Below are 24,130 nucleotides of genomic sequence, written 5' to 3'. Positions count from 1 at the left end.
CACCGATGGCGCGCGCCGTGGCACCATCGGCGGGAATCGCGAGCTTAACCTCAGGAGAAAGTCCCCATGTCCCTTGCAGTCCAGATCGCCCGCCAGGGCGGCATCGAAGAAATGAAGCTGGTCGACGTCGCCGTGGGCGAACCCGGCCCGGGCGAGGTGCGCATCCGGCACCGGGCCATCGGCCTGAACTACATCGACGTCTATCAGCGCAGCGGCGTGTACACCCTGCCCACGCCCCTCACGCTGGGCATGGAGGGCGCCGGCGTGATCGAGGCCGTGGGCGCGGGCGTCACGCACCTGAAAGCCGGCGACCGCGCCGCCTACGCCAGCAACCCGCCCGGCAGCTACAGCGAGGTGCGGGTGCTGCCCGCCTTGGCCGTGTGCAGGCTGCCCGATGCGATCGACTTCGACACCGGCGCCGCCATGATGCTCAAGGGCCTGACCGTGCAGTACCTGCTGCGCCGCACGCTGCCGGCCGAGGGCCTGCAGCCGGGCGACTTCGTGCTGTGGCACGCCGCGGCCGGCGGCGTGGGCCTGATCGCCTGTCAATGGGCCAAGGCGCTGGGTTATCGCCTGATCGCCACCGCCGGTTCAGAGCAAAAATGCGCTCTGGCCCTTGCCAATGGTGCGCAACACGCTATCAATTACAGAGCTGAAAATTTTGCCGAGCGGGTGCGCGACATCACCGGCGGCGCGGGCGTCAAGGTGGTTTACGACTCGGTGGGCAAGGACACCTGGGAGGGCTCGCTGCAGTGCCTGCGCCCCTTCGGCCTGATGGTGACCTTCGGCAACGCCAGCGGCCCGGTGCCGCCGTTCGCCCCAGCCATCCTGGCGCCCAAGTGCCTGTACGTCACGCGCGCCACGCTGTTTGCCCACATCGCCACGCGCGAGCGCTGCCAGGCCATGGCCGACGATTTGTTCCAGGCGGTCGGGGGCGGCCAGGTCAAGATTCACATCGACCAGCGCTTTGCACTGACCGACGTGCAGGCCGCGCACCGGGCGCTGGAAGCGCGCCAGACCACGGGCTGCAGCATCCTGACCTTGTGATCGGGGTCATTCACATCGACTGGCGTACCGCCCATTCGGCCCGATCCAGGGTGTCGCGCGCGCTGCGCAGGCGCCAGTCCAGGTCGCTCAGGTCACGGCGCAGCCGCCGGCGCTCGCCGTCATCCTTAGCCTTGCTCAGATCGCGCTCCTTGCTGGTCTGCTCGTTGCGCAGGCGGTTCACGTCCTGCTCGGCCTGCCAAGCGCGGTAGCCCAATTGGTAGCGCGGCAAGAAGCCTTGCTCCAGCTCGGGCGGGCACGAGTTGGCGTAGCGGCCGCCCTGGCGGCCCCAGCTCAGGCCGTTGGCCGGCGTGCAGAACTGGGCGATGCCGCGTTGCCAGCCCTGCCAGTACTGGGTCTCGTCCGGCATCACCCCCGCCTCGGCGCAAGCCTTGCGTACATCCTGCAGGCGCGTGCGCTCATAACCGGCCAGCGCATCGCGTATGCCCTGCTCGCGCCAGTCGGCCGTGCGGCATTCATCGGCCGACATGGCGGCGCAGCCGCCCAGCGTGGCCAGCACCAAACCCATCACCATCGAGCCGGCGCGTCGCAGCACGGGGGGTCGGTCCTGACGGGCTTGGCGGGTGAGCGCGGGTGTGGGCATGAGGACAGAATGGATGCTTGGCGGCCTGAGCGAAGAGTATCGATGAAGGCGCAAGCCCGGGCAATCGGCCGTACGAGGGGTGATTCGCCGGCAGTTGGCGTCGTCCTGCGCGGGCTTGGAATAGCCGGGGGCACTTGAAATTTCAACACCGCGTGGCGATCCAACCCGGGTGAAGGAGATGAACCATGTCCATTCGAAGTCACCGTTGCTGGAACGTCGGTCGATCGGCTCGGGTGTGCGCGCTTGCGTTGGCCACCGCGCTGGCCCTGGGTGCCGGGGCGTGGGCGCAGGCAGCCGAGATTGCCATCACGCAGCCGACGAACGAGCAGACCATTCACAGCAACCTCGGCGAGGTGATGGTGAGCGTGCAGGTGAGCGATGCCACGCCGGACAGCCGCGTGCGCCTGAGCGTCGATGGTCACGCGCAGCCGTCAGGCGGTGGCAGCATGATCGCGCTGCGTGGGCTGGATCGCGGCACGCACGTGCTCAAGGCCGAATTGCTGGCGGCCGACGGGGAGGTGATCGCCACGTCACTGCCGGTCACGATCTATCTCTGGCATGCCTCCAGTCGCAACCCGCATCGCGCCAAATGATGTCCGCCGGCCCCGCCGGCCCCGCCGGCAGCGCGAAGTGGGCAATGCTTGCGCCTTGCAACCCGAGCAAAACGCGCACCTTGGGATATCCGTCCGGCGCGATGACCGTGGGCGCGTGGTCAGCGGCAGGGCGGCAAAGAGTGTCATGACTTCCGGGGTGGGGTGATTCGGGCGAGATGATGACCCTGCCACCCGTCCATTCGGGTTAGGCCGTTTTGTGCATTGGTGAGTGCGAGGTCGGCTCCTAGACTGCAAGGCTGGAAGTTTCACGTTGAAGGAAGCGAGGCAGGGCGCATGAACATCATCAGCCGGCCGAACCGACGCCTTTGGGCCGATCTTGCCGCGATGGCGCTGGCCGTCATGCTGTCGGCGGGTGCGGCTTGGGCACAAGCCGATGCGCAGGCGCCCGACGCGGAAGCGGCGGCCACGCGCCAATCCGAGGCTCGCTTGGCCGACACCGACACCTTGCTGGCGCTGACGGCCGATGGCGCGGCCCTGTACGCGCAGGACGACGTCAAGTTGGACGCCCTGCAATACTGCAGTCAGGCCGTGGCCTTGGCCGAGGCCGGCGAGTTTCGCCTGAGCATTCGAGCCGCCAGCAAGGCGCTGCACCTGGCGGACGTTCAGCACGACGACAACCTGCAGGCGCTGGCGCGGCGTGACCTGGCCATCGTCTACAGCTACTCTGGCCAGTACGACAAGGCCATTGACTTTGCGCGCCAGGCGCTCAGCTTCACGGCCAAGAACCCTCAGGCGGTGGCTGGCCCGGCCAACAAGATCATTGGTGACGTGCGTCTGCGGCGCGGCGACGTCACGGGCGCCATCCTCAGCTATCAAGATGCGCTCAGCAACAGTTCGGAGCGCTATGCACCCTTGGTGCGCGCCTCGCTGGCCAACGCCCTGATCGACGACGGACAGACCGAGCGCGCCCGCCAGCTGCTGGCCGAGATCGCGCCGCCCAAGGACGGCGCCTTGCGCGCGCAGATCGACCGCTCGCAGGCGCGCCTGCTGCTGGCCGAGCACAAGCCCGCCCTTGCGCGGGCCAGCTTTCAGGCGCTGACCGGCAAGTCCTACGGCGTCGACAGCAACTACTTTCAACTCTGGGCCTGGGACGGCGTGGCGCAAAGCGCGCAGGCCGAAGGAGATCAGGCCGGGGCGCTGGTGGCGATCCAGCACGCGCTCGACGGCGTCGACCAGGCGCGCAGCCGATTTCGCAGCGAGGAGTTCAAGATCGGCCTGTTCTCCGACTTGCAGTCCGTGTTCGACCGCGCCATCGCGCTGCACTTGGCGGCGGGCGATGCGCGCGGGGCTTTCGACGTCAGCGAGCGCAGCCGTGCGCGCGCCCTGCTGGACGCCGTGCGTGGGCGGGCGCCGCTGGGGTCGGACGCCGGCAGCACCGTGCGCCTGGATCAGCTGCAGGCGGCCTTGCGCGCGGACGAGCGGGTGGTCGAATTTCACGCACTGAAGGACGCGCTGCAGGTGTGGGTGATCGGGCCCGATTCACTCGAAAGCCGCAGCTATCCGGTGTCGCGCGACGAACTGACCGAGCTGGTCGAGGTGTTTCGAAATGCCGTGGTGCGCGGGCGGCGCAACGCCATCGTCGATGCCGACAAGCTGGGTCAGGCCCTGATCGCTCCGCTGGGCCTGGCCAATGGTCAGCGGCTCATCATCGTGCCGCATGGGCCGCTGCACTACCTGCCGTTCCAGGCGCTGCGCGTCGACGGCGCCTATCTGATCGAGCGTCACCCGATCGCCGTCGAGCCGTCGGCCAGCGTGGCGGTGCGACTGGCACGGCGCCCGGCCGTGATTCCCAAGGCCTTGACGGCGTTTGGCAACCCGCGCATTGCCGACAAGTACGACCTGCCAGGTGCCGATGCCGAGGTCGACCGGCTGGCACGCCTGTTCCCGGACAGCCGCGTCTACACGGGAGTTCAAGCCACCAAGACGCAGTTTCGTGAGGCCGTTCGTCGCGCGCCGCTGGTGCATGTGGCGGCGCACGCCGAGGCCGATGAGGTCGATCCGTTGTACTCGCGCATCCTGCTGGCCAACGAGGGCGGACAGCACAGTTTTCTCGAAGCACGGGAAGTGCTTGACATGAAGTTGCCCGACACCGCGCTCGTGACGCTGTCGGCCTGCGAATCCGGCCTGGGGCGCGTGGCCAGCGGGGACGAGGTGCTGGGCTTTCCGCGCGCCTTCCTGTCGGCCGGCAGCGGCTCGCTGATCGCCTCGCTCTGGCCGGTGTCGGACGATGCCACGGAGCTGTTGATGAGCACCCTGTACGGCGCCCTGGCCAAGGGGCAGGACGTGCAGCGCGCCATGCAGGCCGCGCAGATCGCCGTGCTGCGGCAACCCAAGTTGGCCCATCCGTTCTTCTGGGCACCGTTCAACCTGATTGGCGACTGGCGCCTCACTGTGAGGGATGAGTCATGAGCATTCGTCCTGCGCCGTTGTCCGCAAGCGCGGTGGTGTCCGCTCGTCTGGTGGCCGCGCTGGTCACCGCGTTTGGCCTTGCGCAGCCGGCGCTGGCTCAGGCGCCAGCCAGCCAGAGCCTGCCGAGCACGGCGGCGCCGGCCGAGACGACGTTTCGTCTGAACGACGTTCGTCTCAAGGGCGTCACGGCGATGGACGAGCAGGAACTGCACCAGTTGGCCGCGCCCTATCTGGGACGCGAGGTGAACTTGGCCGAACTGCAGGCGCTGGCTCAGGCCATCACCACGCAGTACCGCGAACACGGCTACTTTCTGGCGCAGGCCATCATTCCGGTGCAGCAGGTCAAGGATGGCGTGGTCGAGATCAGCGTCATCGAGGGCCGGCTGGGTCAGGTGAACGTTACCGTGGCGCCCGACGCACCCATCACGGCCGAGCGCGTCCGTGCCTTTCTGGCCGCCGTTCCGGTGGGGGAGGCCGTCAATGCGGCTGCCTACGAACGCGCCATGCTGCTGTTGTCCGACCAGCCTGGCATCAAGGTCACCTCGGGCCTGCAGCAGGGCGTGACGACCGGCACGGTGGATCTGGCGGTCGAGGTGGTGGCGGCACGCCGCTGGAGCTTCGTGGCCGAGGCCGACAACCACGGCACGCTCGAGACCGGGCGCTGGCGCCTGGGCGGCACGGCACGCTGGAACAGCCCAGCCGGCGTGGGCGACAACCTGGATGCGCGGCTGATGGTGTCCGACCGCGGCTTGACCTTCGGCCGGCTGGGCTATGAGTTGCCGCTGGGCGGCAGTGGCCTGCGCCTGGGCCTGGGCGTGGCGCGGGTGCAGTACGAAATCGGCGGCGCCTTCGGGCCGCTGGACGCCCACGGTCAGGCCGACATCGTGGATGCCTCGCTCAACTACCCCGTCATCCGCCAGCGCAACCAGAATTTGATGGCACGCCTGGTGCTCGAGTCCAAGCACCTGAAGGACGACTACCGTGCCGTCGGCGTCAGCCTGGGCAAGCGGGTCAACGACGTGGGATTGGGTTGGGCCTGGGACCGGCGCGACAACTGGTGGGGCGGCGGCTACTTCGCGAGCAGCGGCACGCTCTACAGCGGCCATTTGAGCATTCAGGACGCGGGCGCCGAGGCGGTCGATCAAGGCGCGGGCGGGCTGCACACTGCCGGTGGTTTTTCGCGGCTTGTGTTCCAGTTCTCGCGCCTGCAGTCCATCGCGCCGCGCCACACGCTGTACTACTCGATCGGTGGGCAGTGGGCCAGCAAGAACCTGGACGCCTCCGAAAAACTCGCCCTGGGTGGTGCGCGTGCCGTGCGCGCCTATGCGGCCAGCGAGGCGTTGGTCGACCAGGGCTGGATCCAGACCATCGAATGGCGCTGGTCGGCCACGGACGAATTCACGCCCTACCTGTTCTTCGACGCCGCCCATGGCCGACAGGCCAAGCATCCCTTGGTGATTGCCGACAACGCCATCAGCCTGCGCGGAGCGGGCTTGGGTCTGTCCTGGGGCAAGCCCGGCGACTTCAGCGTCAACGCCACGCTGGCCTGGCGCACCGGCACCCGACGCGGACTGGCCGATGGCGGTGGCCGCAACCCGCGCTTTTTCATTCAAGCGCAGAAGGCTTTTTGAAGCAGGCGCCCTACGGAGTCCCATGATGACGTCCCCGTCCTCGGCCCGACCACAACGCGCCTTGCGTCTTCATCCGCTGGCCTTGGCCATGCTGGCTTGCGGCTATGCGCTTCCCGGCCTGGCGCAGGTGCTGCCGAGCGGCCTGTCGACGCCGACAGGGGGCGTTACGAGCAGCGTCGCCGGCAATGTCATGACCGTCAACCAGACGGTGCAACGGGGCATCGCCAACTGGAACAGCTTCTCGATCGGTTCGGACGCCACGGTCAACGTGCAGCAGCCCAATGCGAGTGCCGTGCTGCTCAATCGGGTCACGGGTGAATCCAGTTCAAGCATCAACGGCACGCTCAACGCCAATGGCCGCGTCTATCTCATCAATCCGAATGGCATCCTGTTCGGCCAGGGCGCGCGGGTCAACGTGGGCGGCATCGTCGCCTCCACGCTCGATTTGGCCGGGGCGACCGAAGCGGAGCGAAACAACGCTTTCCTCGCTGGCGGCGCCATGAAATTCGCCAATCCGGGGCCAAACTCAGGCACGGTCACGGTTGATCCCGGGGCGTCCATCACGGCCAATGGCAACGGCGGCAGGGGCGGTATCGTCGTCCTGATTGGCAATTCGGTGTCCAACGAAGGCGAAATTCGAGCTCCGGGTGGGAGCGTGGCCTTGGCCGCCGGTTCGCAGGTCACGCTCGATCCCGTTGGCGACGGTTTGACCACCTTGCGCGTGGATGCTGGAGCGCTGGAAGGAAGACTGGCCGGCAGGGTTACAAACGTCGGCGACATTCAGGCCGACGGCGGGCGCGTTCTGTTGCTGACGCAGGAGACCTGGGGACTCATCGTCAACGGCATCTACAGCGACGGATCCGATGTCCCAGCCGCAGGGCACATTCAGGCCCGAGGTGGCGAGATCGTTCTGGACGCCGGCACCGGTGGCGTGCAGGTGCGCAGCGGCGCGCTGGACGTCGGTGGCGCGGGGTCGGCCAACGGTGGCAAGGTGGCCGTTCGAGGCACCGATGTGGCGCTGACGGGCCAGATCGCCGCCGATTCCGGCCCGGGTGGCGGGCGCGGTGGCCAGATCCAGGTGCAGGCCGGCAATGACCTGACGCTCGACGGCCCGCTCAGTGCGCGCGGCCATTCGGGCGGCGGGCAGATCGAAACTTCAGGCAGCTCGTTCTACATCACCGACCGCTTTGCCGTCGATGCCTCGACGACCAGCGGCACGGCTGGTACCTGGGTCCTCGATCCGCAGGATGTGGACATCGTGCATGGCAGCCCGCCTCCGTCACCGTCTGCGAATACGCTTTACGACAGCACGGTGAACACCGCCCTGGATACCGGCACCAGCGTCACCGTCGCCACGCCCGCCGGTGGATCGCCAACCACCGGCGATGTAATGTTTCATGATGGGGTGGCCATCGCACGCGGTGCTACCGGCGCGCCCGTCAACTTTCAAGTCGATGCATACCGGAGCATTCGTACGGAGACAAGCAACGTCACGATCGAGTCCAGCCCCGGCGCCGGCGCGCTGAACGTGTTTCTCAACGCCGATGCCGACAACAACGGCCCTGCGGTCGGCGGGGGGCAAGTCAGTTTCGACGGCTCGATTCTGAGCAACGGCGGCAACATCCGCATGCACGGCAACTGGTCGGCCACGGGCCCGGGTGATGCGGGTGTGCACCTGGCGGGTGCCACGCTGGACAGCCAAGCGCGCGCGACCCCGGGCCGAGGCGATGGCAACATCGATTTGGAAGGCCGCACCACGACGCCGGTGGCGAACGGATTGTCGGATTACGCCGGCTTGCAACTCGACTACTCGAACCTGTCGAGCGGGCGAGGATCGATTGCGTTGATCGGCAGCAGCACCAACAACGACGGCGTGGCCTTGCGCAGCGGCACCACGGTCGACAGCACCACCGGGCCGATTCTGGTGCAAGGCATCGGTGGCACGGTGCTTCCCCAACGTCGTCCCGTCCCGACGGGGAGCGGCGTCTACATGGCGGCCTCCAGTGTTCGCAGTACGGGTGGTGACATTGCCATCCACGGGCGATTGAATGACAGCATTCCCAACGTTCAGGGGGCAGGGGTTTTTCTGGGCGATGGGGACGGCGCGCCAAACATCATTGCGGCAGGGCGCGATCTCGACCTGGTCGGTTCGGCCACGCAGGGCGCGCCAGGCCTGTTGCTGACCGAAAAAGCCCCGTTGTCGGCCGGCCGCCATGCCACGGTGCGGGCGGGCAACAACGGGACCACCGATGCCGTGGTGATCGGCCCCGACGTGACGATCCAAGCGGGGCAGATGCTCAATCTTCGCCCGGGCGAAGTCCAGGCCAGCGGCGCCGCCGTGGACCGCACCGCCGACCCCGTTGATTTGGGCAGCCCGAGCGGGCAGGGCTTCGCTCTGTCGGCCGATGAATTTTCGCGTTTGTCTGGCGGGACCATCGTCGTCGGCAGCAACGAACACAGCGGTGCCATTGCTGTCAATGGTGCCCTGACCTCCTACGATGCGTTGACACTGCAGAACGGCGGCGCAGGCAGTGCCGGCATCCAGATCAACGCACCCCTGCAGGCCCCGCAACTCGGACTGGTCAGTACGGGCACCGTTGCGCAGAGCGCGGCCGGGGGCATCACCGCAGGCAGTGTCCTGGCCCGGTCCACCGGCGGCGACGTCGACTTGACCCATGCCGACAACAATGCCATGGCATTGAGCGGGTCGGCTGGCGCCCGCTTTGCCTGGGTCGATCGCGATGCCTTGATGCTGGCGCCCGTGGCGGTGACCGGTGCGCTCGGCAGCGTCAACGTTCCGCAAGCGCTCAGCGCCAACACGCTCGGAGCCGATCGTGTGCTGGTGCAGACCCTCGACCAAGACTTGACCGTGGCCCTGCCGTTGAGCAGCAACAGCGGTGCCGACCTGGTGGCGGCCAGCCGCTTCCAGAACCCGGGCGCCGGCCGTATCGACGGGGCGCCTTGGCGCGTGTGGGCCAATACCTGGGTGGGTGAGTCGCGTGGGGGCGTCGCCGGGTCGGGCTTGCGGCCCAACCTGTACGGTTGCACGTATGGCGGCAGCTGTGGCGTCACGATTTCGCCGGACGAGAACCATTTCATCTACGTCCAGCGCCCGACCGCCACCGTCCACATTGGCGACGCCAGCCGCCCCGTCGGCCAGCCCAACCCGCCGTTCATGGTTTCGGTCACCGGCCTGCGTCCGGGCGACAGTCCGGAAACGATTCACGGCAGCGTCAGCACATCGGCGACCGAGGCGAGTCCGGCGGGCTCCTATCCGATATCGGGCACGTACAGCTCAGACATCGGCTACGTCGTAACGGTCGTGCCGGGGACGCTCAGTGTAGGCAGCGCGCCACCGCCTCCGGGACCAGGGCCGGGACCGGGACCAGGGCCTGGGCCGGGACCGGGGCCAAGTCCAAACCCGGGGCCGGGGCCTGGCCCTGGCCCGAGTCCAGGCCCCGGGCCTGGCGGCAATGTCGTGCCGTCGCTCCCCTCCCTCAGCCTGCCGCGCGACAGCGCCACGTTCGACCAGAACCTGGCTGGCGCGCCCATCTGTCTGGCGAGTGAACCGCTGGATGGCCTGCACGAGGAGGCGAGCAACGAGGTGCTGGAGCGCGAATGGGCCCGCGTGCGGATTCGCCCTCGCCTGAACAGTTGCGTGACAACGGATCGGCGCAACGATTGCGGCGACTTCTGATCGCGGCAACCGAACGCCGCCGTCAGTCGTTCGCCTGCCATCGCTGCGTCAGACGGGGTGGTCGCTGGCCTTGCCGGCCACGGTGGCGCGGTTCTGCAACTGCTCCACGATGGAGTGGTGCAGGGTGGCCAGCGCGACCGGCTTGTAAAGAACGGGCACCCCGCTGGCTGCAACGTCGAGCAGGCGCCGCGGTTGCGTTTCTCCGGTGACGAGCACACGAGCGGGCTGAACGCCCCTGCTGCTTGGGTGAGCAGCCAATGCTGCCAGTACCAGCAGGCCGTTGTCGCCGTCCGCCAACAGCAGGTCGCAGATGATCACCTCGGGCGGGCCCGGCAACGCGTCCATGTGCGCCAGTGCTTCAGCGCGTGACCGTGCCATCAGCACGTGGCAACCCCAGCCGCTCAGGCCCAGATGAAGTCCCTCCAGGATAGCGGGCTCGTCGTCGATGACCAGGATGGTCAGTCCGGCGAGTCCCGCCCCACGGGGCTCCGAGTTCACCACCACGGCCGCCTGGGCCGGCGACTCGGGAGGGCAGGTTTTCAGGCGCAGGCGCATGCAGGTTCCACGGCCGACCACCGACTTCAATTCGATGCGCGTGCGCAGCAGGTGGGCCAGGCGCCGAACGGTCGCCAGGCCCAGCCCCAAGCCGCGCGATTCACCCCGATGCGCGGCTTGGGGCAGGTTGTCGGCCTGGTAGAACTCTTCGAAGACCCGCTCCCGGAGTTCGGCCGGTATGCCGACTCCGGTGTCGATGACGTCGATCTGCACCGCGCTGCCGCGCGTGCGGGCGGCCACCAGGATGCCGCCGGTCACCGTATGGCGCAGGGCATTGGAGACCAGGTTGCCCAGGATGCGCGAGAGCATGGTGAAGTCCGAGTGCACCCACAACCCGGTCGGACGCACCACCAGGCGCAGCCCACGTTCCTCGGCCACAGGGCGAAAGTCGCGGCTGACGTTCGTAAAGACCTGGTCCAGCGCAAAGCGCTTCCAGTTGGGTCGCAGCACGCCAGCGTCCAGTTGTGACAGGTTCAGCAGCTCCGAGAACAACTGATCGAGCGAGGTCACGCATTCGCGCACGTGGCCGATGCGCTGCAGCCGCACGGGATCGGTTTCACCACTGACCAAGCCCTCGGACAGCAGCGTGAGCGCGTGCAGCGGCTGGCGCAGGTCGTGGCTGGCGGCGGCCAGCAGCCGCATGCGGGCTTGGCTGGCGCGCTCGATCTGCTGGTTCTTGCGCGCCAACTCGGCCGTCGCCTCGCGGATGCGCGTCTGCATCTCCAGGTGACTGCCCGCCAACGCCCGGGCGGACCGATTGAAGCCCTTCAGCAGGCGCTGGATTTCTGGCGTACCGGTAACATCGACCTGGGTCGACTCGCCAGTCCCCAGCTTCTCCAGGGCCTCGCCCAATCGTGTAACCGGGGCGGTGATGCGCCGTGCCGCCCACGCGCCCGCCGCCAGTACGGCCAGCAGTGCCACGACCAGAGACACCAGCACGTCGCGCCAGCGCTTTTGGCGCGCGACCACCAACTCCTTCATGCTGGCCTTCAGGCTGACCCGCCCACCGGGATGTCCCTGCGCGCCCGGGATGGGAGCCGTGACCAGAAATCCCGGTACGTCTTCCGTGCCAAGTTCATGGGCTTCGGCCAACAATTCGCCGTCGACCGACCACACCCGTACCTGTTGCACCTGAGACTGGGCAATGCCTGTGCGCGCGATGTTGAGCAGCGCGCGCCGATCCTCCGCACGCACGGGCTCTTCAGCCGCTGTGGCGATCTGGTAGGCCGTCGTCTGGGCATTGGCCCGGATCATGGCCTCCACGCTGTCCAGAGACTGCCGCGTGGCCACCAGCGAAACCGCCATGGTGGCCAGCACCGCGGGCAGCACCGCCAGCAGCACCAGCTGCGTCGCCAGCGACAGGTGCGAAAACCACCGCCGAACAGTGGCCGAAAGGGTCATGTCCGAGTCTCCTGATCGACACCTGGTCGATGGCCAACCACATCGTGACGACGAAACTCCCCTACGTGGTTGCACGGCATCGGCTGTGGCCCGCGTACGCTCGACGCGCACAGCGCCCGCCCCGAAAACGCATCGCAATGAACCAGTCTGCGGCAGAATCATAACCATGGCTGCGTGCAAGTCGACCGAACCAGCGATTCGAGACAAGGGAATGTTGCCCCTGCTCCACGCGCGTCGGCAGTGGCTGCGGGCCATGGCGCTGACGGGGTCGGCGTTCTGGCTGGCGCTTGACCCGATATCTGCGCAGGTCCCGGAAGATCCCGATCACGCGCCGCGCTCGGCACTGCGCTTTGGCGTTTTGCCCATCGGCGGCACGCTGGATTCGCGCAACGACTGGGCCCCCTTGCTGGCCGACCTGGAGCGCGCGCTGGGGCGCCCGGTGACCATGTTCTCGGCCAACAGCTATGGCGCGCTGGCTCGTGCCATCGAGCGCGATGAGGTGGACATCGCCTTTTTGTCGGGCGAGATGGCACTGGAGGCGGTGACGCAGCGCGGCATGCGCGTGGTGGCCCAGGTGACGCGTCACGACGGTTTGCCGGGTTACCGTGCCATCTTGCTGGTGCGCACCGAAGGGCCGCGCAGCACGCTGCAGGCCTTGTTGGCCGACCCCGATTCGTGGCGGCTGGCGCGAGGGGAGAAGCGCTCCCTGTCGGGCTTCATCGTGCCGCAGCTCGAGTTTTTTCTGCCGCACCACATCCAGATGGAAACGCGCTTTGCCAGCGAGATCGTCGGCACGCATCAGCGCATTGCGCTGGCGGTGGCCAACGGCGAGGCCGACGTCGCCACCAGCAACACGGCCGATTTCGAGCGCTTCACGCTTCAGTTTCCTCAGGAGGCTGCTCGCCTGCGCATCATCTGGTCGTCGGACCTGATTCCTCATGGCCAGATCGTGATGCGGCGCACCTTCAACCCGGCGCTGCGGCATGCGGTGCAGAATTTTCTGACCGGCTACGGGCGTGCACCCGGCCTCCAGGGTGATGGCCAACGTGCCGTGCTGAAGGCCTTGCACGACTTGGCGGGCTTCATCACTGCCGACAACCGGTCGTTGCTGCCAGCCGCAAGCATCAGCCACAAGTACGCCAGGCAACAGGCGCTGGAAGCGCAGTGGATCAACGAAGAGGCTCGCCAGGCGCGCTTGAAGCGCATTGATGCCGAGTACGCGTCCCAGGTCCGGATATTGACCGCCGATTGACTTGGCGGCTCGCCACGACATGGCGAATGACTATCAAATATATAGCTGCCCGCGCTTGATCCATGCCCGCTGGATCCGGATTTTGCTGTGATTCCCTGGCTCCACCCGACCGGCTAGGCCATTCGGGGGATTGGCTGGGGGCCTCGTCACCGGGAAACTGACAGCTCTGGCTTTTAGGGCGCATGGCGCGCCGTGCCGCATTTGTCGACGGCTGCCCGCTGGCGGTTGGCCGCTTTCTGGAGCATGAGTTGAGCTGGCGATCCAAGGTGGTCTGGAGCGAGGGGATGCTGCTGCAACCCCAGCACCTGCAGCAAAGCGAACGCAACGCCGATCATGTTCGCCATCTGGCCATGCGCGCCACGGTGGCGTGGGCCTGGGGTTTCAGCGAACTCGAGATCGACACCGCCGCGCTGGAGCTGGGCAAGCTGGCGCTGGTGCGGGCCGTGGGCGTGTTCGGCGACGGCACGGTGTTCGACATGCCGGCGGTCGACCCCTTGCCCGAGCCGCTGGAGCTGCCCCCCACGGCGCGCGATGCGGCGGTCGTCCTGGCGCTGCCGCTGCGCCGCCCCGGTGCGCGCGAGGCCGACGTGGAGACCTTCGAGCCTTTGGTGCGCCATCGCGTGTTCGAAGAGGACGTTCCCGATTCCAACACCGCTGGCGAGCGCACGGCCCTGCTGCAGCTCGGACGTTTGCACGCGCGACTGCTGCTGGCACCGGATGCGGGCGATGCCTGGACCACCCTCGGCGTGGCCCGGGTGCAGGAGCGCCGCGCCGACAACCTGCTGGTGCTGGCGCGCGATCAGGTTCCCCCGCTGCTGGACGTCGCCGCGCACGCCATGGTGCACGGCTGGCTGGGCGAGCTGCGGGGATTGATTCATCAGCGCGGCGAGGCGCTGGCCGGGCGCTTGACGCAAGGCGGTACCGGCGGCGTGGCAGAGGTGGCGGACTTCATGCTGCTGCAAACGGTGAACCGGCATGAGCCCGTGTTCGAGCACCTGATGAACAGCGCCAGCCTGCATCCCAGCCACTTTTTCGAATGCGCCCTGGCGCTGGCCGGCGATCTGGCAACGTTTCGCGAGGGCCGGCGCGCCGCGTCCTTCCCGCCCTACGTGCACGATGACCTGCAAGCCTGCTTTCGGCCCTTGATGGAGGATTTGCGGCGCAGTCTGTCGATGGTGCTCGAACAGTCGGCCATCCGCATCGAATTGCACGACCGCAAGCACGGTGTGCGCGTGGCCCTGATCTCCGACGTCGAGCTGCAGCGCAACGCCACCTTCGTGCTGGCCGTGCAGTCGCAAATGCCCGGTGAGGCACTGCGGGCGCGCTTTCCAACCCAGGTCAAGATCGGTCCAGTGGAGCGCATACGCGATCTGGTCAACCTGCATTTGCCGGGCGTGACCCTGACGCCTCTGCCGGTGGCGCCGCGGCAGATTCCGTTTCACAGCGGTGCCAGCTATTTCGAGCTGGAGACGCGCCACAGCGACCTGTGGCGCCAGCTCGAGCAGTCGGGCGGCATGGCCATGCACATCGCGGGTGATTTTCCCGGTCTGGACTTGGCGTTCTGGGCCATCCGCGGCTGACGGCATGAGGAGTGGTCATGAGCAACGCACCTGACCCCTTCGCGGCCTTTGAGACCGAACGGACCATCGTCAAGCCTCAGCCGCGTCATGCTGCCTCGCCGCCGCCGTTCAACGCCGATGGGGCAGCGTCCGATGCCCCGCCGGCCGACCTGGGACATCTGGCGGCGCTCAACCCGCTGGTGGCTGCGGCGACACCGCTGCTCCTGCTGGCGGCGCGCCTGCGCGGCATGGTCCAGCCCGCCGACGCGAGAGCCTTGCGCATCGCCGCCGGCGAGGCCGTGCGCCGCTTCGATGCCGATGCAAGGGCCGCAGGTTCAGCGCCCGAGGCGGTGCTGGGGGCGCGCTACGTCCTGTGCACCGCCGTGGACGAGGCCGTGGCCAACACCCCCTGGGGCGTGCAGGCGGGCTGGAACAAGCAAAGCCTGCTGGTGCAGTTTCACAACGAAACCTGGGGTGGCGAAAAGGTCTTCCAACTGCTGGCACGCCTTGCCCAGGACGTGTCGGCGCACCGGCCCCTGCTGGAGCTCATCTATTGCGTGCTGGCGCTGGGCTTCGAGGGGCGCTACCGGGTGCTGGACAACGGCCGCAGCCAGCTCGAGAGCGTGCGCCAGCGCCTGGCCGAGTTGATCCGCAAGGACCGCCCGCCACTGGAGGCCGATCTCTCGCCGCACTGGCGTGGGCAAGGCTTGGTTGGCCAGGCGATGCGGCACGCCATCCCGCTGTGGGTGACGTCGGCGGCGCTGCTGCTGGTGCTGGCCGTGGCCTGGTTCGGTGCACGGGTGATGCTGGGCCAGCGCTCCGATTCGACCTATGCCGCGGTGGCCGCGCTGCGTGCGCCCGGGGTGCCCACGCCGCCACCGGCCGCCATGCCGGCGGCGCCGCGCCTGGCGCGTTTTCTCGAACCCGAGATCCGCGAAGGCCTGGTCACGGTCACCGACGAAGCCGACCGCAGCACCGTGCGCCTGCGCGGTGACAGCTTTTTCGCTTCGGGCAGCGCCGATCCCATGCCGCGCACGCGTCCGGTGCTGGAGCGCATTGCCCACGCCCTGTCCGAGGTGCAGGGTGCGGTGCTGATCACCGGGCACTCCGACAACGTTCCGATCCGCTCCTTGCGCTTCCCGTCGAACTGGCAGCTGTCGACAGCCCGCGCCGAGGCCGTGAAAGCGGCCCTGGCCGCGACCGTGGCGCCGCAGCGCATGCGTGCCGAGGGGCGGGCCGATGCGGAGCCGGTCGCATCCAACGACACGGCCGACGGTCGAGCCCAGAACCGACGGGTCGACATCGTTTTGTTCACCAACCCCGCCGGTGCTCCTGCCGCGGGCTCGGGAGCGCGGTGATGGGCTCCCTGCTGCGAACCCTGCTGTCTCCCATCACGACGGTGCTGCGCGCGTTGCTGACGCCCGCCGTGCTCATGGTGCTGGCCCTGCTGACGTTGGCCCTGCTGATCTGGTGGATCGGGCCGGTGGTGCGCGTCGGCGATGCCGCGCCGCTGGCCGGCGTGGCGGTGCGGGTGGCATTGATCGGCGTGCTGGCCCTGCTGGTGCTCGGCCCTTACGTGTGGCGCCGGGTGCGCGCCCGCCGCGCCAGCCGCATCTTGACGGAGCAGTTGACGCGTGAGGCGCCTGGCAAGCCGGCGCAACCCGCCGCGCCGGGTGAATCGCAAGTGCTGGGTGAGCGCTTTGGCGAGGCCATGCGGACCTTGCGCGAGATGCGCCTGCATCGCGCCGGCGGCAAACCTGGCTGGCGTGACTGGCTGTCGGTTTCGGGCGGCAGCTATCTGTATGAGTTGCCGTGGTATGTATTTGTCGGTGCGCCCGGATCGGGCAAGACCACGGCGCTGGTCAACTCGGGTCTGAGCTTTCCGTTGGCCGAAAAATACGGGCCCGGTGCGATTGCCGGCGTGGGTGGCACCCGCAACTGCGACTGGTGGTTCACCGACGAAGCGGTGCTGATCGACACCGCTGGGCGCTACACCACGCAGGACAGCGATCAAAGCGGTGACAAACGGGCCTGGGAGGCGTTTCTCGATCTACTCAAGAGGACACGCCCGCGCCGCCCGCTCAATGGCGTGGTGCTGACCCTCAGCGCGGCCGACCTGTTGCAGCACGGTGCGGCCGAGCGCAGCGCCCACGCCGCCGCCTTGCGGGCGCGCCTGCTGGAGCTGGATGAGCGCCTGAAGGAGCGCCTGCCCGTCTACGTTCTGGTCACCAAGGCCGATCTGTTGCATGGCTTCATGGCCTACTTCGACGACCTGGGCAAGGCCCAGCGTGCGCAGGTGCTGGGCTTCACCCTGCCTCCGCAGGAAGGGGGCGAGCTGACGGAAAAGGGGGTGTCCAGCTTCTTCGGTCGTGAGTTCGGCCTGCTCGGCCAGCGTCTGGCGGACGGCCTGATCGACCGCCTGCAGCATGAGACCGATCCCGCTCGTCGGGCGGAAATTTTTGCCTTTCCGGCGCAGTTGGCGGCATTGGGCCCTGCGCTGGAAGACGTGCTCAATCAGGTTTTCGTCGGCTCGCGTTACGCCCAGTCGCCCTGGGTGCGCGGGGTGTACGTCACCAGCGGTACGCAAGAGGGCAGCCCCATCGACCGGGTCATGGGCAGCCTGGCTCGCAGCTTTGCCTTGCCGCGGGCCGCCCTGCCGGCTCAGACCTCGGGTGGACGCAGCTACTTCCTGACCACCCTGCTCAAGGAGGTGGTGTTTCCCGAGCAGCGCCTGGCCGGCACCGACCTGCGAGCCGAGCGCCGTCGCAACATCGGGCGCAACGCCGCCCTGGCCGGCGCCCTGTTGATCACGTTGGGGCTGCTGGGATTGGGTGGCTTCAGCGCCTGGCGCAACACGCGCTACCTGGCGGCGGTCGACGCCCAGGTGCCTTCAATGCGCGAGCGCCTGGCGGCCTTGCCCGAGCAGGTGCAGGACCCGCGGCAGGGGATGGCTGCGCTGGGCCCCACCCTGCAGGCGTTGCGCGATGTGTGGCGCGCCCCCGAGAACGGCATGGGGCAGCCCCCGGTGACGATGACTTTGGGGCTCTACCAGGGCGACAAGATCGACACCGCGGCCGAGATCGCGCATCGCCACGCCCTGGACGAGGTGCTGTTGCCACTGGTGACGCGTCGGGTCGAGGCGCAGTTGCGCAGCGCCGGCAAGGACAACCTCGAGTTCACCTACGAAGCGCTCAAAGCCTATCTGATGCTGTTTCAGCCGCAGCACTTCGATGCGCAGGCGCTCAAGGCCTGGGTCACGCTGGACTGGTCGCGCCTGCTCGATCAAGGGGTCACCGAAGAGCGCATGCGCCAGCTCGAGCAGCAGCTCGACGCGTTGGTAGCCAACGGCCCGCCGCGCATGCCGCTGCAGATGGACGAGGCGCTGGTGCGCGACGTGCGCGCACTGCTGGCCAGCTATCCGCTGGAACTGCGTGTCTTCAGCCGGCTCAAGCGCTTGCGTCTGGGCAGCGACGTGCCGGCCTTCAGCGTGGCCAACGCGGCCGGCCCCTCGGCGCCGCTGGTGTTCGAACGTGCCAGCGGCAAGCCTCTGACGGAAGGCGTGCCTGGCCTGTTTACCTACGACGGCTACCACCAGCGCTTTCAGCAAGCGGTCGCGCAGATCACTCCCCAACTGGCGGCCGAGGAGCCCTGGGTGCTGGGCCAGTCCGGCAGCGCCGCATCGCGACTACAAGGCGCTGCGGCGCTGGGCGAGCTGACGGACCGGGTGCGGGGCTTGTATCTGCAGGAATACGTCAAGCACTGGGAGGCCTTGCTGTCCGATCTGCACTTGGTGCGCGCCAGCGGACTGGAGAAGAACATCGAGATCGCCCGCATCCTGTCCAGCGCCGACTCGCCGCTCAATCGCCTGCTGCGCGCCGTGGTCAAGGAAACGACCCTGATCCCGCCCAAAAAGGACGGCGCCACGGCTGGCGCGCTGGATCGTGCCGCCGAGGCCGTGCGGGGCACACGACGCAACCTGGAGGAACTGATCGGCGGTTCGTCGGCCACCGCCAAGGCGGCACCGGGCAAGCCCATCGAGAGCATCGTCGACGACCGCTTCGCGGCGCTGCGGCAGTTGGCCACGGCGCCGGCGCCGGGCCAGCCGGCGCCGATGGACGACGTGCTCAAGCTCTTCAACGAGGTGTATGTGTACCTCAATGCGGTGGACACGGCCCTCAAGAGCCGCAACTCGCCGCCGCCGGGCGACGTGGCCGGCAAGCTGCGCGCCGATGCTGCGCGCCTGCCCGAGCCTGTACGCTCGATGGTGGAAAACCTCAGTCAGACCGGCGCCGCCCAAGCCAGGGTGGCCGAGCGTGGCAACCTGAGCCAGGACTTGCGGCCGGTGACCGAGTTTTGCGAGCGGGCCATTTCCGGGCGCTATCCGTTCGATCCGAACAGCCCGCGCGATGTGTTGCCCGAAGACTTCGGGCAAATGTTCGGGCCTGGCGGCCTGATGGACGACTTTTTCCAGAAACGCTTGGCGCCCTTGGTCGATACCAGCACACGGCCTTGGCGCTACAAGCCGGTGGCCGATCGGGGTGCTGTCACGCCGGCGGCGCTGATCCAGTTCGAGCGTGCTGCGCGCATTCGGGACATTTTTTTTCGCGCCGGTGGGCGTGCCCCTTCGATTCGGCTCGACTTTCGCCCGGTCGAGATGGATGCCAGCATCACGCAGTTCATTCTGGACGTCGACGGACAACTGGTGCGCTATGCCCACGGCCCCGCGGTGCCCATGGCGGTGCAATGGCCGGGTCCACGTGGCAGCAATCAGGTGCGGATTCAGCTCAGTCCGCCCTCGGCAACAGGTGGCGCTTCGGGCATGACCTTCGATGGTCCGTGGGCGCTGTTCAGAGCGTTCGACAAGTCCCAGCTCGAACCGGGCGGCGCGCCCGAGCGCTTTTTCGTCAACTTTGCCATCGACGGTCGCAGAGCGCGCTTCGAGGTCACGGCCAACAGCGTGCAGCACCCCGTGCGCTTGCGCGAGTTGAGGGAGTTCAGATGTCCGCAGGGCCTTTGACCGCGCTGCCCGGGTGGTGGGGCAAGTTGCCCGGGACGGGGGACTTTTCTCATCGACGGCTCCCGGAAGCCGTGAGAGCCCGCCTGGATGAGTGGTTGCAGACGGAACTGGGCGCGCTGCGTCGGCGCCATGCGGTGTGGCAGACGGCGTATCTGGGCGCGCCGTTGTGGCAGTTTGCAGCCGGCGTCGGGCTGCTGACGCAAGAAGCCTGGCTCGGCGTGCTGATGCCGTCGGTCGACCGAGTGGGGCGCTATTTTCCCTTGTTGATCGTGCAGCCTGTGTCAGAACTCATGGCGGCAGGCATCGGGTCACAGACTTGGTGGGCTGAGGCGACCGACGCCGCCCTTCAGGCCTTGAAGGACGATTGCGGCCCGCAGGGCCTGGACGACGCGTTGATGGCGCGGTTCGGGGCAGTGAGCCCGCGCGTGCCGGCGAGCGACGGCATCCGGGCCGTCGAGCCCGGCAGCAGCCTGTGGCGCAGCTCGGCCGGCACGGCGGCGCCGCTGACCTGCGCCGGCTGGCCGCGGGATGCGCACTTCGATCTGCTGTTCGATCTGGCGGGCCTGCCCGCCACGGTGGGGCCTGTGACATGAGTCCACCCGACGATCTCACCCGCATCACGGCCGATCCGGTGGGAGGTGGCGCCCGCAGCGAGGCGTCAGGAGCAGACGATGCCACGCGCGTGCTGTCGGCCGGTGCCGCAGTCGACTTGCGTCCGGTACCGATGAGCGATGCGACCGACGTCGGCGCCGGCGCGCTGGCGCCGGGCACCCGCGTGGCCGAGTTCGAGATCGCTCGAGTGATGGGGCAGGGCGGCTTCGGCGTGGTGTACGAGGCTTGGGATCACACCCTGGAGCGCGTGGTGGCCCTGAAGGAATACTTGCCCACCACGCTCGCCACGCGATCCGCGGACGGCACCATTCACCCGCTGTCGGAGCGGCAGCGCGAGACCTTCGAGTTGGGCATGCGCTCGTTCATCAACGAGGCGCGTTTGCTGGCACAGTTCGATCATCCTTCGTTGGTCAAGGTCTACCGCTTTTGGGAGGAGCGCGGCACGACCTACATGGTGATGCCCTGCTACCAGGGGCGCACCTTGCGGCAGGCGCTGGCAGCCAAGGGACCGGGCGGCGTCGACGAAGCCTGGCTGCTGGCCGTGGTCGATGGTGTCAGCCAGGCCCTGGGTGTCATGCACGCCGCCCACTGCTTTCACCGTGACATCGCGCCCGACAACATCATGCTGCTGGACGGCAGCGAACGCCCCGTGGTGCTGGATTTCGGTGCCGCGCGCCGCGTCATCAGCGACAAGACTCAGGCCATCACCGTGATTCTGAAGCCGGGCTATGCGCCGATCGAGCAGTACGCCGAAATGCCCGACATGAAGCAGGGCGCCTGGACCGACGTCTATGCCCTGGCTGCGGTGATGCACCTGGCGGTCACGGGACGGGTTCCGCCACCCTCGGTCGGGCGCGTGATGACCGACGGCTACGTTCCGCTGGCTGGCGATGCGGCCCTGTCGCAACGCTATAGCCCGGCGCTGCTGTCGGCGATCGATGCCGGTCTGGCCGTGCGGCCCGAGGCGCGGCCGCAGTCCATGACCGAACTGCGGGCCTTGCTCGGGCTGGGCGGGACGACGGCTGACGCCGCGGCCACGGTGCTGGCCGCAACTGCTCCCGCGGCATCGCGGGTGGCGCCGGCCGACCCAGTGGCGCGGGCGCCGGCGCGTCGCGCTGGCGTGCCATGGATGGCCGCCGGTCTCGTGCTGGTGCTTGTCGTGGCCGGGGGCGCCTGGTGGTGGGCGCAGTCGAGTTCGGCGCCTGCAGCCAGTGCCCCGGATGTTGCCCAAGGTTCCCCAGCGGTCGCAGCGGTTCCTGCCCCGCCTGCGGCAGAGCCAGCGAGCGCGTCCACGCCGGTTCAGTCCACGGCCCCTGCTCCCACGCCCCCCGCACCCGCGCCACTGCCCGCCGCGCGCACGCCGGCGGAGTCGCTGCAGGCCCTTGCTCTCGGCGCCGCCGCTGACGTGCACGTTACAGCGCGCCCCACCAAGGCGGAGGTGGTGGTCGGAAAGGATCGACTGGCCTTTTCGGTCACCAGCAACCGGGCGGGCTATGTCTACGTCTTCCTGCTGGACAGCCAGGGCGAGCTCTACATGCTGTTTCCCAACGCACTCGACAAGCGCAATCAGCTCACACCCAACCAGACGATCGAGTTGCCGCGCGCCTCGTGGCCGATGGAAGCCGGGGGGCCGGCAGGCGTGGATCGATTTGCCGTGCTGGTCAGCGCCCTGGAGCGCGACTTCACGCAATCGGGCGTGTTGGCGCGCGGGGTGTTTGCGCAGTTTCCGGCCCCGGTGCTGGCTTCGCTGGAGCGCACCCGCGGCAGCGGTCCGACGCCCTTGCTGGGTCAACCGATTTGCCCCGGTGGGGCCTCTCGCTGCGATGACGTCTACGGCGTCGCGCACTTCGAGATCACGGAGAAATGACACCCATGAACTCGCAGCCGATGTCGACGTGGGCCACGGCAGGCAGTTTGAACCTGTCGGATCACGTGCGTCTTGAAGGTGCGGGCCCCATGGTTCGGGCTGCCTGCGTTGCATGCCATCGAACCCGTCGCCGAACGGAGCGCGCGCCTCATCGTTTATCGACGTTGCAAGGAGTTGATCATGACCTTGACCCATGAATCCCGAGCGAATCTCTCCCGGCCCCTGGCGCAGTCCTTGTCGGTGTTGGCCGTGTTGCTGGCCGGAACGGCGTGTGCACCCTTGTCGCAATGGATGTCGCCGCAGCCGGAGGTGGCTGCGACACCGGCGCCGGCACCGGTGCCACCGGCCGTGACACCGGCACCGGCGCCAGCGCCGGCCACTGCTGCCGCGCCGCCTCCGGCGCTCGAAGGCGGCAGCGTGGCAGGTCGGGCGCGCAGCTTTTCTACCCGTCTGGCCACCTACACGGCGGCCAGCTTCGACACCTTGCCCGGTTGGGGGCGTGATGACTTCATTGCCGGCTGGCCGGCGTTTCTGGGCAGTTGCCAGTCGCTGGCGCGCCGCAAGGCCGAGTGGAAGGAACTGTGCGCGCGCGCCCGCCAAGTCGACGGCAAGAGCGAAGCCGCCATCCGCGGCTTCTACGAGCATGAATTCAGCGTCTACCAGATCCGGGACGACGACCGCCGCACCGAGGGCGTGGTGACGGGCTACTTCGAGCCAGAGGTGCCGGGCAGCCGGCGCTACGCGCCACCGTTCGTCTATCCGGTCTATGCCACTCCCACTGACATGGTGATGCTGGATACGCGAACCATTCCCAGGGGCAGCAAGGGAACGGTGGCGGTGCGTGTGGAGGGCCGGGACGTCGAAATTCAGAAGGGCCTGTCCACGCGTGACATGAACGCGCGCAACCTCTATGCTTTGGATCTGTCCGACGTCGAGGGCAGCACGATCGACCGACGTGCGCGTCTGCGCATCGACGGGCGTCGGCTGGTGCCTTATTACACGCGCCAGGAGATCGAGTCGCGCGGCGTGCCCAATGCGGCGGTGCTTGCCTTCGTGCGCGACGCCAATGCGCTGTACGAGTTGCAGATTCAGGGCTCAGGCCGCATCCGCCTGCCGGATGGCGAGCTGATCCGCATTGCCTATGCCGAGCAGAACGGTCATCCATTTCGCCCGATGCTGGCGCATGCGTCCAACGGCAAATCGAAAGGTGTGCGTGTCAGGGGCGCCTTCGTCGAACTGCAATTGGACGAAGACGACGATCCGCAGGACGTCACCGAAGGCGTGTTGACGCGTGGCTTTGCGCTGGTGCATCCGGCACGCAGTGGCCCGATGGCCGTACCGGGGCGCAAGCTGCCGGCCGGCGTGGTTGCGGGGACCGGCAATACCGATCCAAGCTATGTTTTCTTCAAGGAAGAACCGGCGAGCGTGACCGGGGTTGTAGGAGCCTTGGGCGTACCGCTGACCGCCGGCCGTTCCATCGCGGTCGATCCACGCAGCACGCCCTTGGGGTATCCGGTCTTCGTGTCCACGCGCGATCCGGCCAGCGGCGCGCCCATTCAGCGCCTGACCCTGGCGCAAGACACCGGAGGCGCCATTCGCGGCGCGGTTCGGGCGGATTATTTCTTCGGCTTCGGCGCCGATGCGGCCGATGCGGCCCGCCGCATGAAGCAACGCGGGCAGATGTGGGTGCTGCTGCCGCGGGGCATGACCGTCGCTGCCGTCGCGCCCGGCAGCGGTCCGCGCACGCGCGGTGCCAGCGGCGGGCTGGCCAACTGCCTGGTTGCCGATGACGACAGCTGTGCCGAAGGCGGCAACGACTCGGCCCCGTGACGGGGTGCCAGCAAGTCGCCATCCGCCTTGACGGTCCT

14 protein-coding genes are annotated in these 24,130 nt (G+C 68.0%); 12 read left to right on the top strand and 2 right to left on the bottom strand.

Going from position 1 to position 24,130, the window contains the following annotated elements:
- The first annotated feature begins 66 nt into the window (after positions 1-66).
- Positions 67-1,047 carry a quinone oxidoreductase family protein gene (locus tag ACWHMB_RS13650; protein ID WP_377479000.1) on the top strand — a complete coding sequence of 327 codons (981 nt, stop codon included), beginning with the start codon at positions 67-69 and terminating at the stop codon, positions 1,045-1,047.
- A 10-nt stretch (positions 1,048-1,057) separates the two neighbouring features.
- On the opposite strand, the gene ACWHMB_RS13645 is transcribed toward ACWHMB_RS13650, so the two are convergent.
- Complete coding sequence (locus ACWHMB_RS13645; protein WP_377478997.1) at positions 1,058-1,600, bottom strand: DUF2799 domain-containing protein; 543 nt, start codon at positions 1,598-1,600, stop codon at positions 1,058-1,060.
- Positions 1,601-1,833: 233 nt separating this feature from the next.
- Here ACWHMB_RS13645 and ACWHMB_RS13640 point away from each other — a divergent pair, with 233 nt between their 5' ends.
- From ACWHMB_RS13640 to ACWHMB_RS13625, 4 genes are all read left to right on the top strand, one after another.
- Entirely contained in the window at positions 1,834-2,241 is a 408-nt protein-coding gene (locus ACWHMB_RS13640; protein ID WP_377478994.1) for a hypothetical protein, read from the top strand.
- A 294-nt stretch (positions 2,242-2,535) separates the two neighbouring features.
- A complete protein-coding gene (locus ACWHMB_RS13635) occupies positions 2,536-4,671 on the top strand; it encodes a CHAT domain-containing protein (RefSeq protein ID WP_377478991.1) in 2,136 nt (711 codons plus the stop codon).
- Positions 4,668-6,302 carry a ShlB/FhaC/HecB family hemolysin secretion/activation protein gene (locus ACWHMB_RS13630; RefSeq protein WP_377478988.1) on the top strand — a complete coding sequence of 545 codons (1,635 nt, stop codon included), beginning with the start codon at positions 4,668-4,670 and terminating at the stop codon, positions 6,300-6,302. Before ACWHMB_RS13635 ends, ACWHMB_RS13630 begins: the two co-directional genes overlap by 4 nt.
- Positions 6,303-6,324: 22 nt before the next feature.
- Positions 6,325-9,999: a two-partner secretion domain-containing protein gene (locus ACWHMB_RS13625; RefSeq protein ID WP_377478986.1), complete on the top strand. Its 3,675-nt coding sequence runs from the start codon at positions 6,325-6,327 to the stop codon at positions 9,997-9,999.
- Positions 10,000-10,047: 48 nt separating this feature from the next.
- On the opposite strand, the gene ACWHMB_RS13620 is transcribed toward ACWHMB_RS13625, so the two are convergent.
- Positions 10,048-11,955: an ATP-binding response regulator gene (locus tag ACWHMB_RS13620; RefSeq protein ID WP_377478983.1), complete on the bottom strand. Its 1,908-nt coding sequence runs from the start codon at positions 11,953-11,955 to the stop codon at positions 10,048-10,050.
- Between ACWHMB_RS13620 and phnD the strand changes: the two genes are divergently transcribed.
- The 7 genes from phnD to mltA all read left to right on the top strand — a co-directional run bounded on the left by phnD (position 11,954) and on the right by mltA (position 24,092).
- Positions 11,954-13,207 (top strand): phosphate/phosphite/phosphonate ABC transporter substrate-binding protein, encoded by a 1,254-nt coding sequence (gene phnD, locus ACWHMB_RS13615; protein WP_447648562.1) that lies wholly within the window; start codon positions 11,954-11,956, stop codon positions 13,205-13,207. The genes ACWHMB_RS13620 and phnD overlap by 2 nt on opposite strands.
- Positions 13,208-13,455: 248 nt before the next feature.
- Positions 13,456-14,787, top strand: coding sequence for a type VI secretion system baseplate subunit TssK (gene tssK / locus ACWHMB_RS13610; RefSeq protein ID WP_377478977.1), 1,332 nt, complete (start codon positions 13,456-13,458; stop codon positions 14,785-14,787).
- 17 nt (positions 14,788-14,804) lie between these two features.
- On the top strand, positions 14,805-16,124 hold the full coding sequence (locus ACWHMB_RS13605; protein WP_377478975.1) for a DotU family type VI secretion system protein: 1,320 nt from the start codon (positions 14,805-14,807) through the stop codon (positions 16,122-16,124).
- Positions 16,124-19,783, top strand: a complete 3,660-nt coding sequence (gene tssM, locus ACWHMB_RS13600; protein ID WP_377478972.1) for a type VI secretion system membrane subunit TssM — start codon at positions 16,124-16,126, stop codon at positions 19,781-19,783. The genes ACWHMB_RS13605 and tssM overlap by 1 nt, the downstream gene beginning before the upstream one ends.
- Positions 19,765-20,376, top strand: coding sequence for a type VI secretion system-associated protein TagF (gene tagF / locus ACWHMB_RS13595; RefSeq protein ID WP_377478969.1), 612 nt, complete (start codon positions 19,765-19,767; stop codon positions 20,374-20,376). The genes tssM and tagF overlap by 19 nt, the downstream gene beginning before the upstream one ends.
- On the top strand, positions 20,373-22,262 hold the full coding sequence (locus ACWHMB_RS13590) for a serine/threonine-protein kinase (RefSeq protein ID WP_377478967.1): 1,890 nt from the start codon (positions 20,373-20,375) through the stop codon (positions 22,260-22,262). The genes tagF and ACWHMB_RS13590 overlap by 4 nt, the downstream gene beginning before the upstream one ends.
- Positions 22,263-22,442: 180 nt before the next feature.
- Positions 22,443-24,092, top strand: a complete 1,650-nt coding sequence (gene mltA / locus ACWHMB_RS13585; protein ID WP_377478964.1) for a murein transglycosylase A — start codon at positions 22,443-22,445, stop codon at positions 24,090-24,092.
- Positions 24,093-24,130 lie beyond the last annotated feature (38 nt).

The organism is Ottowia pentelensis (assembly GCF_964341695.1).
The sequence above is the reverse complement of the archived record's forward strand: the minus strand, read 5'-3'. Positions and strand labels throughout refer to the sequence as shown.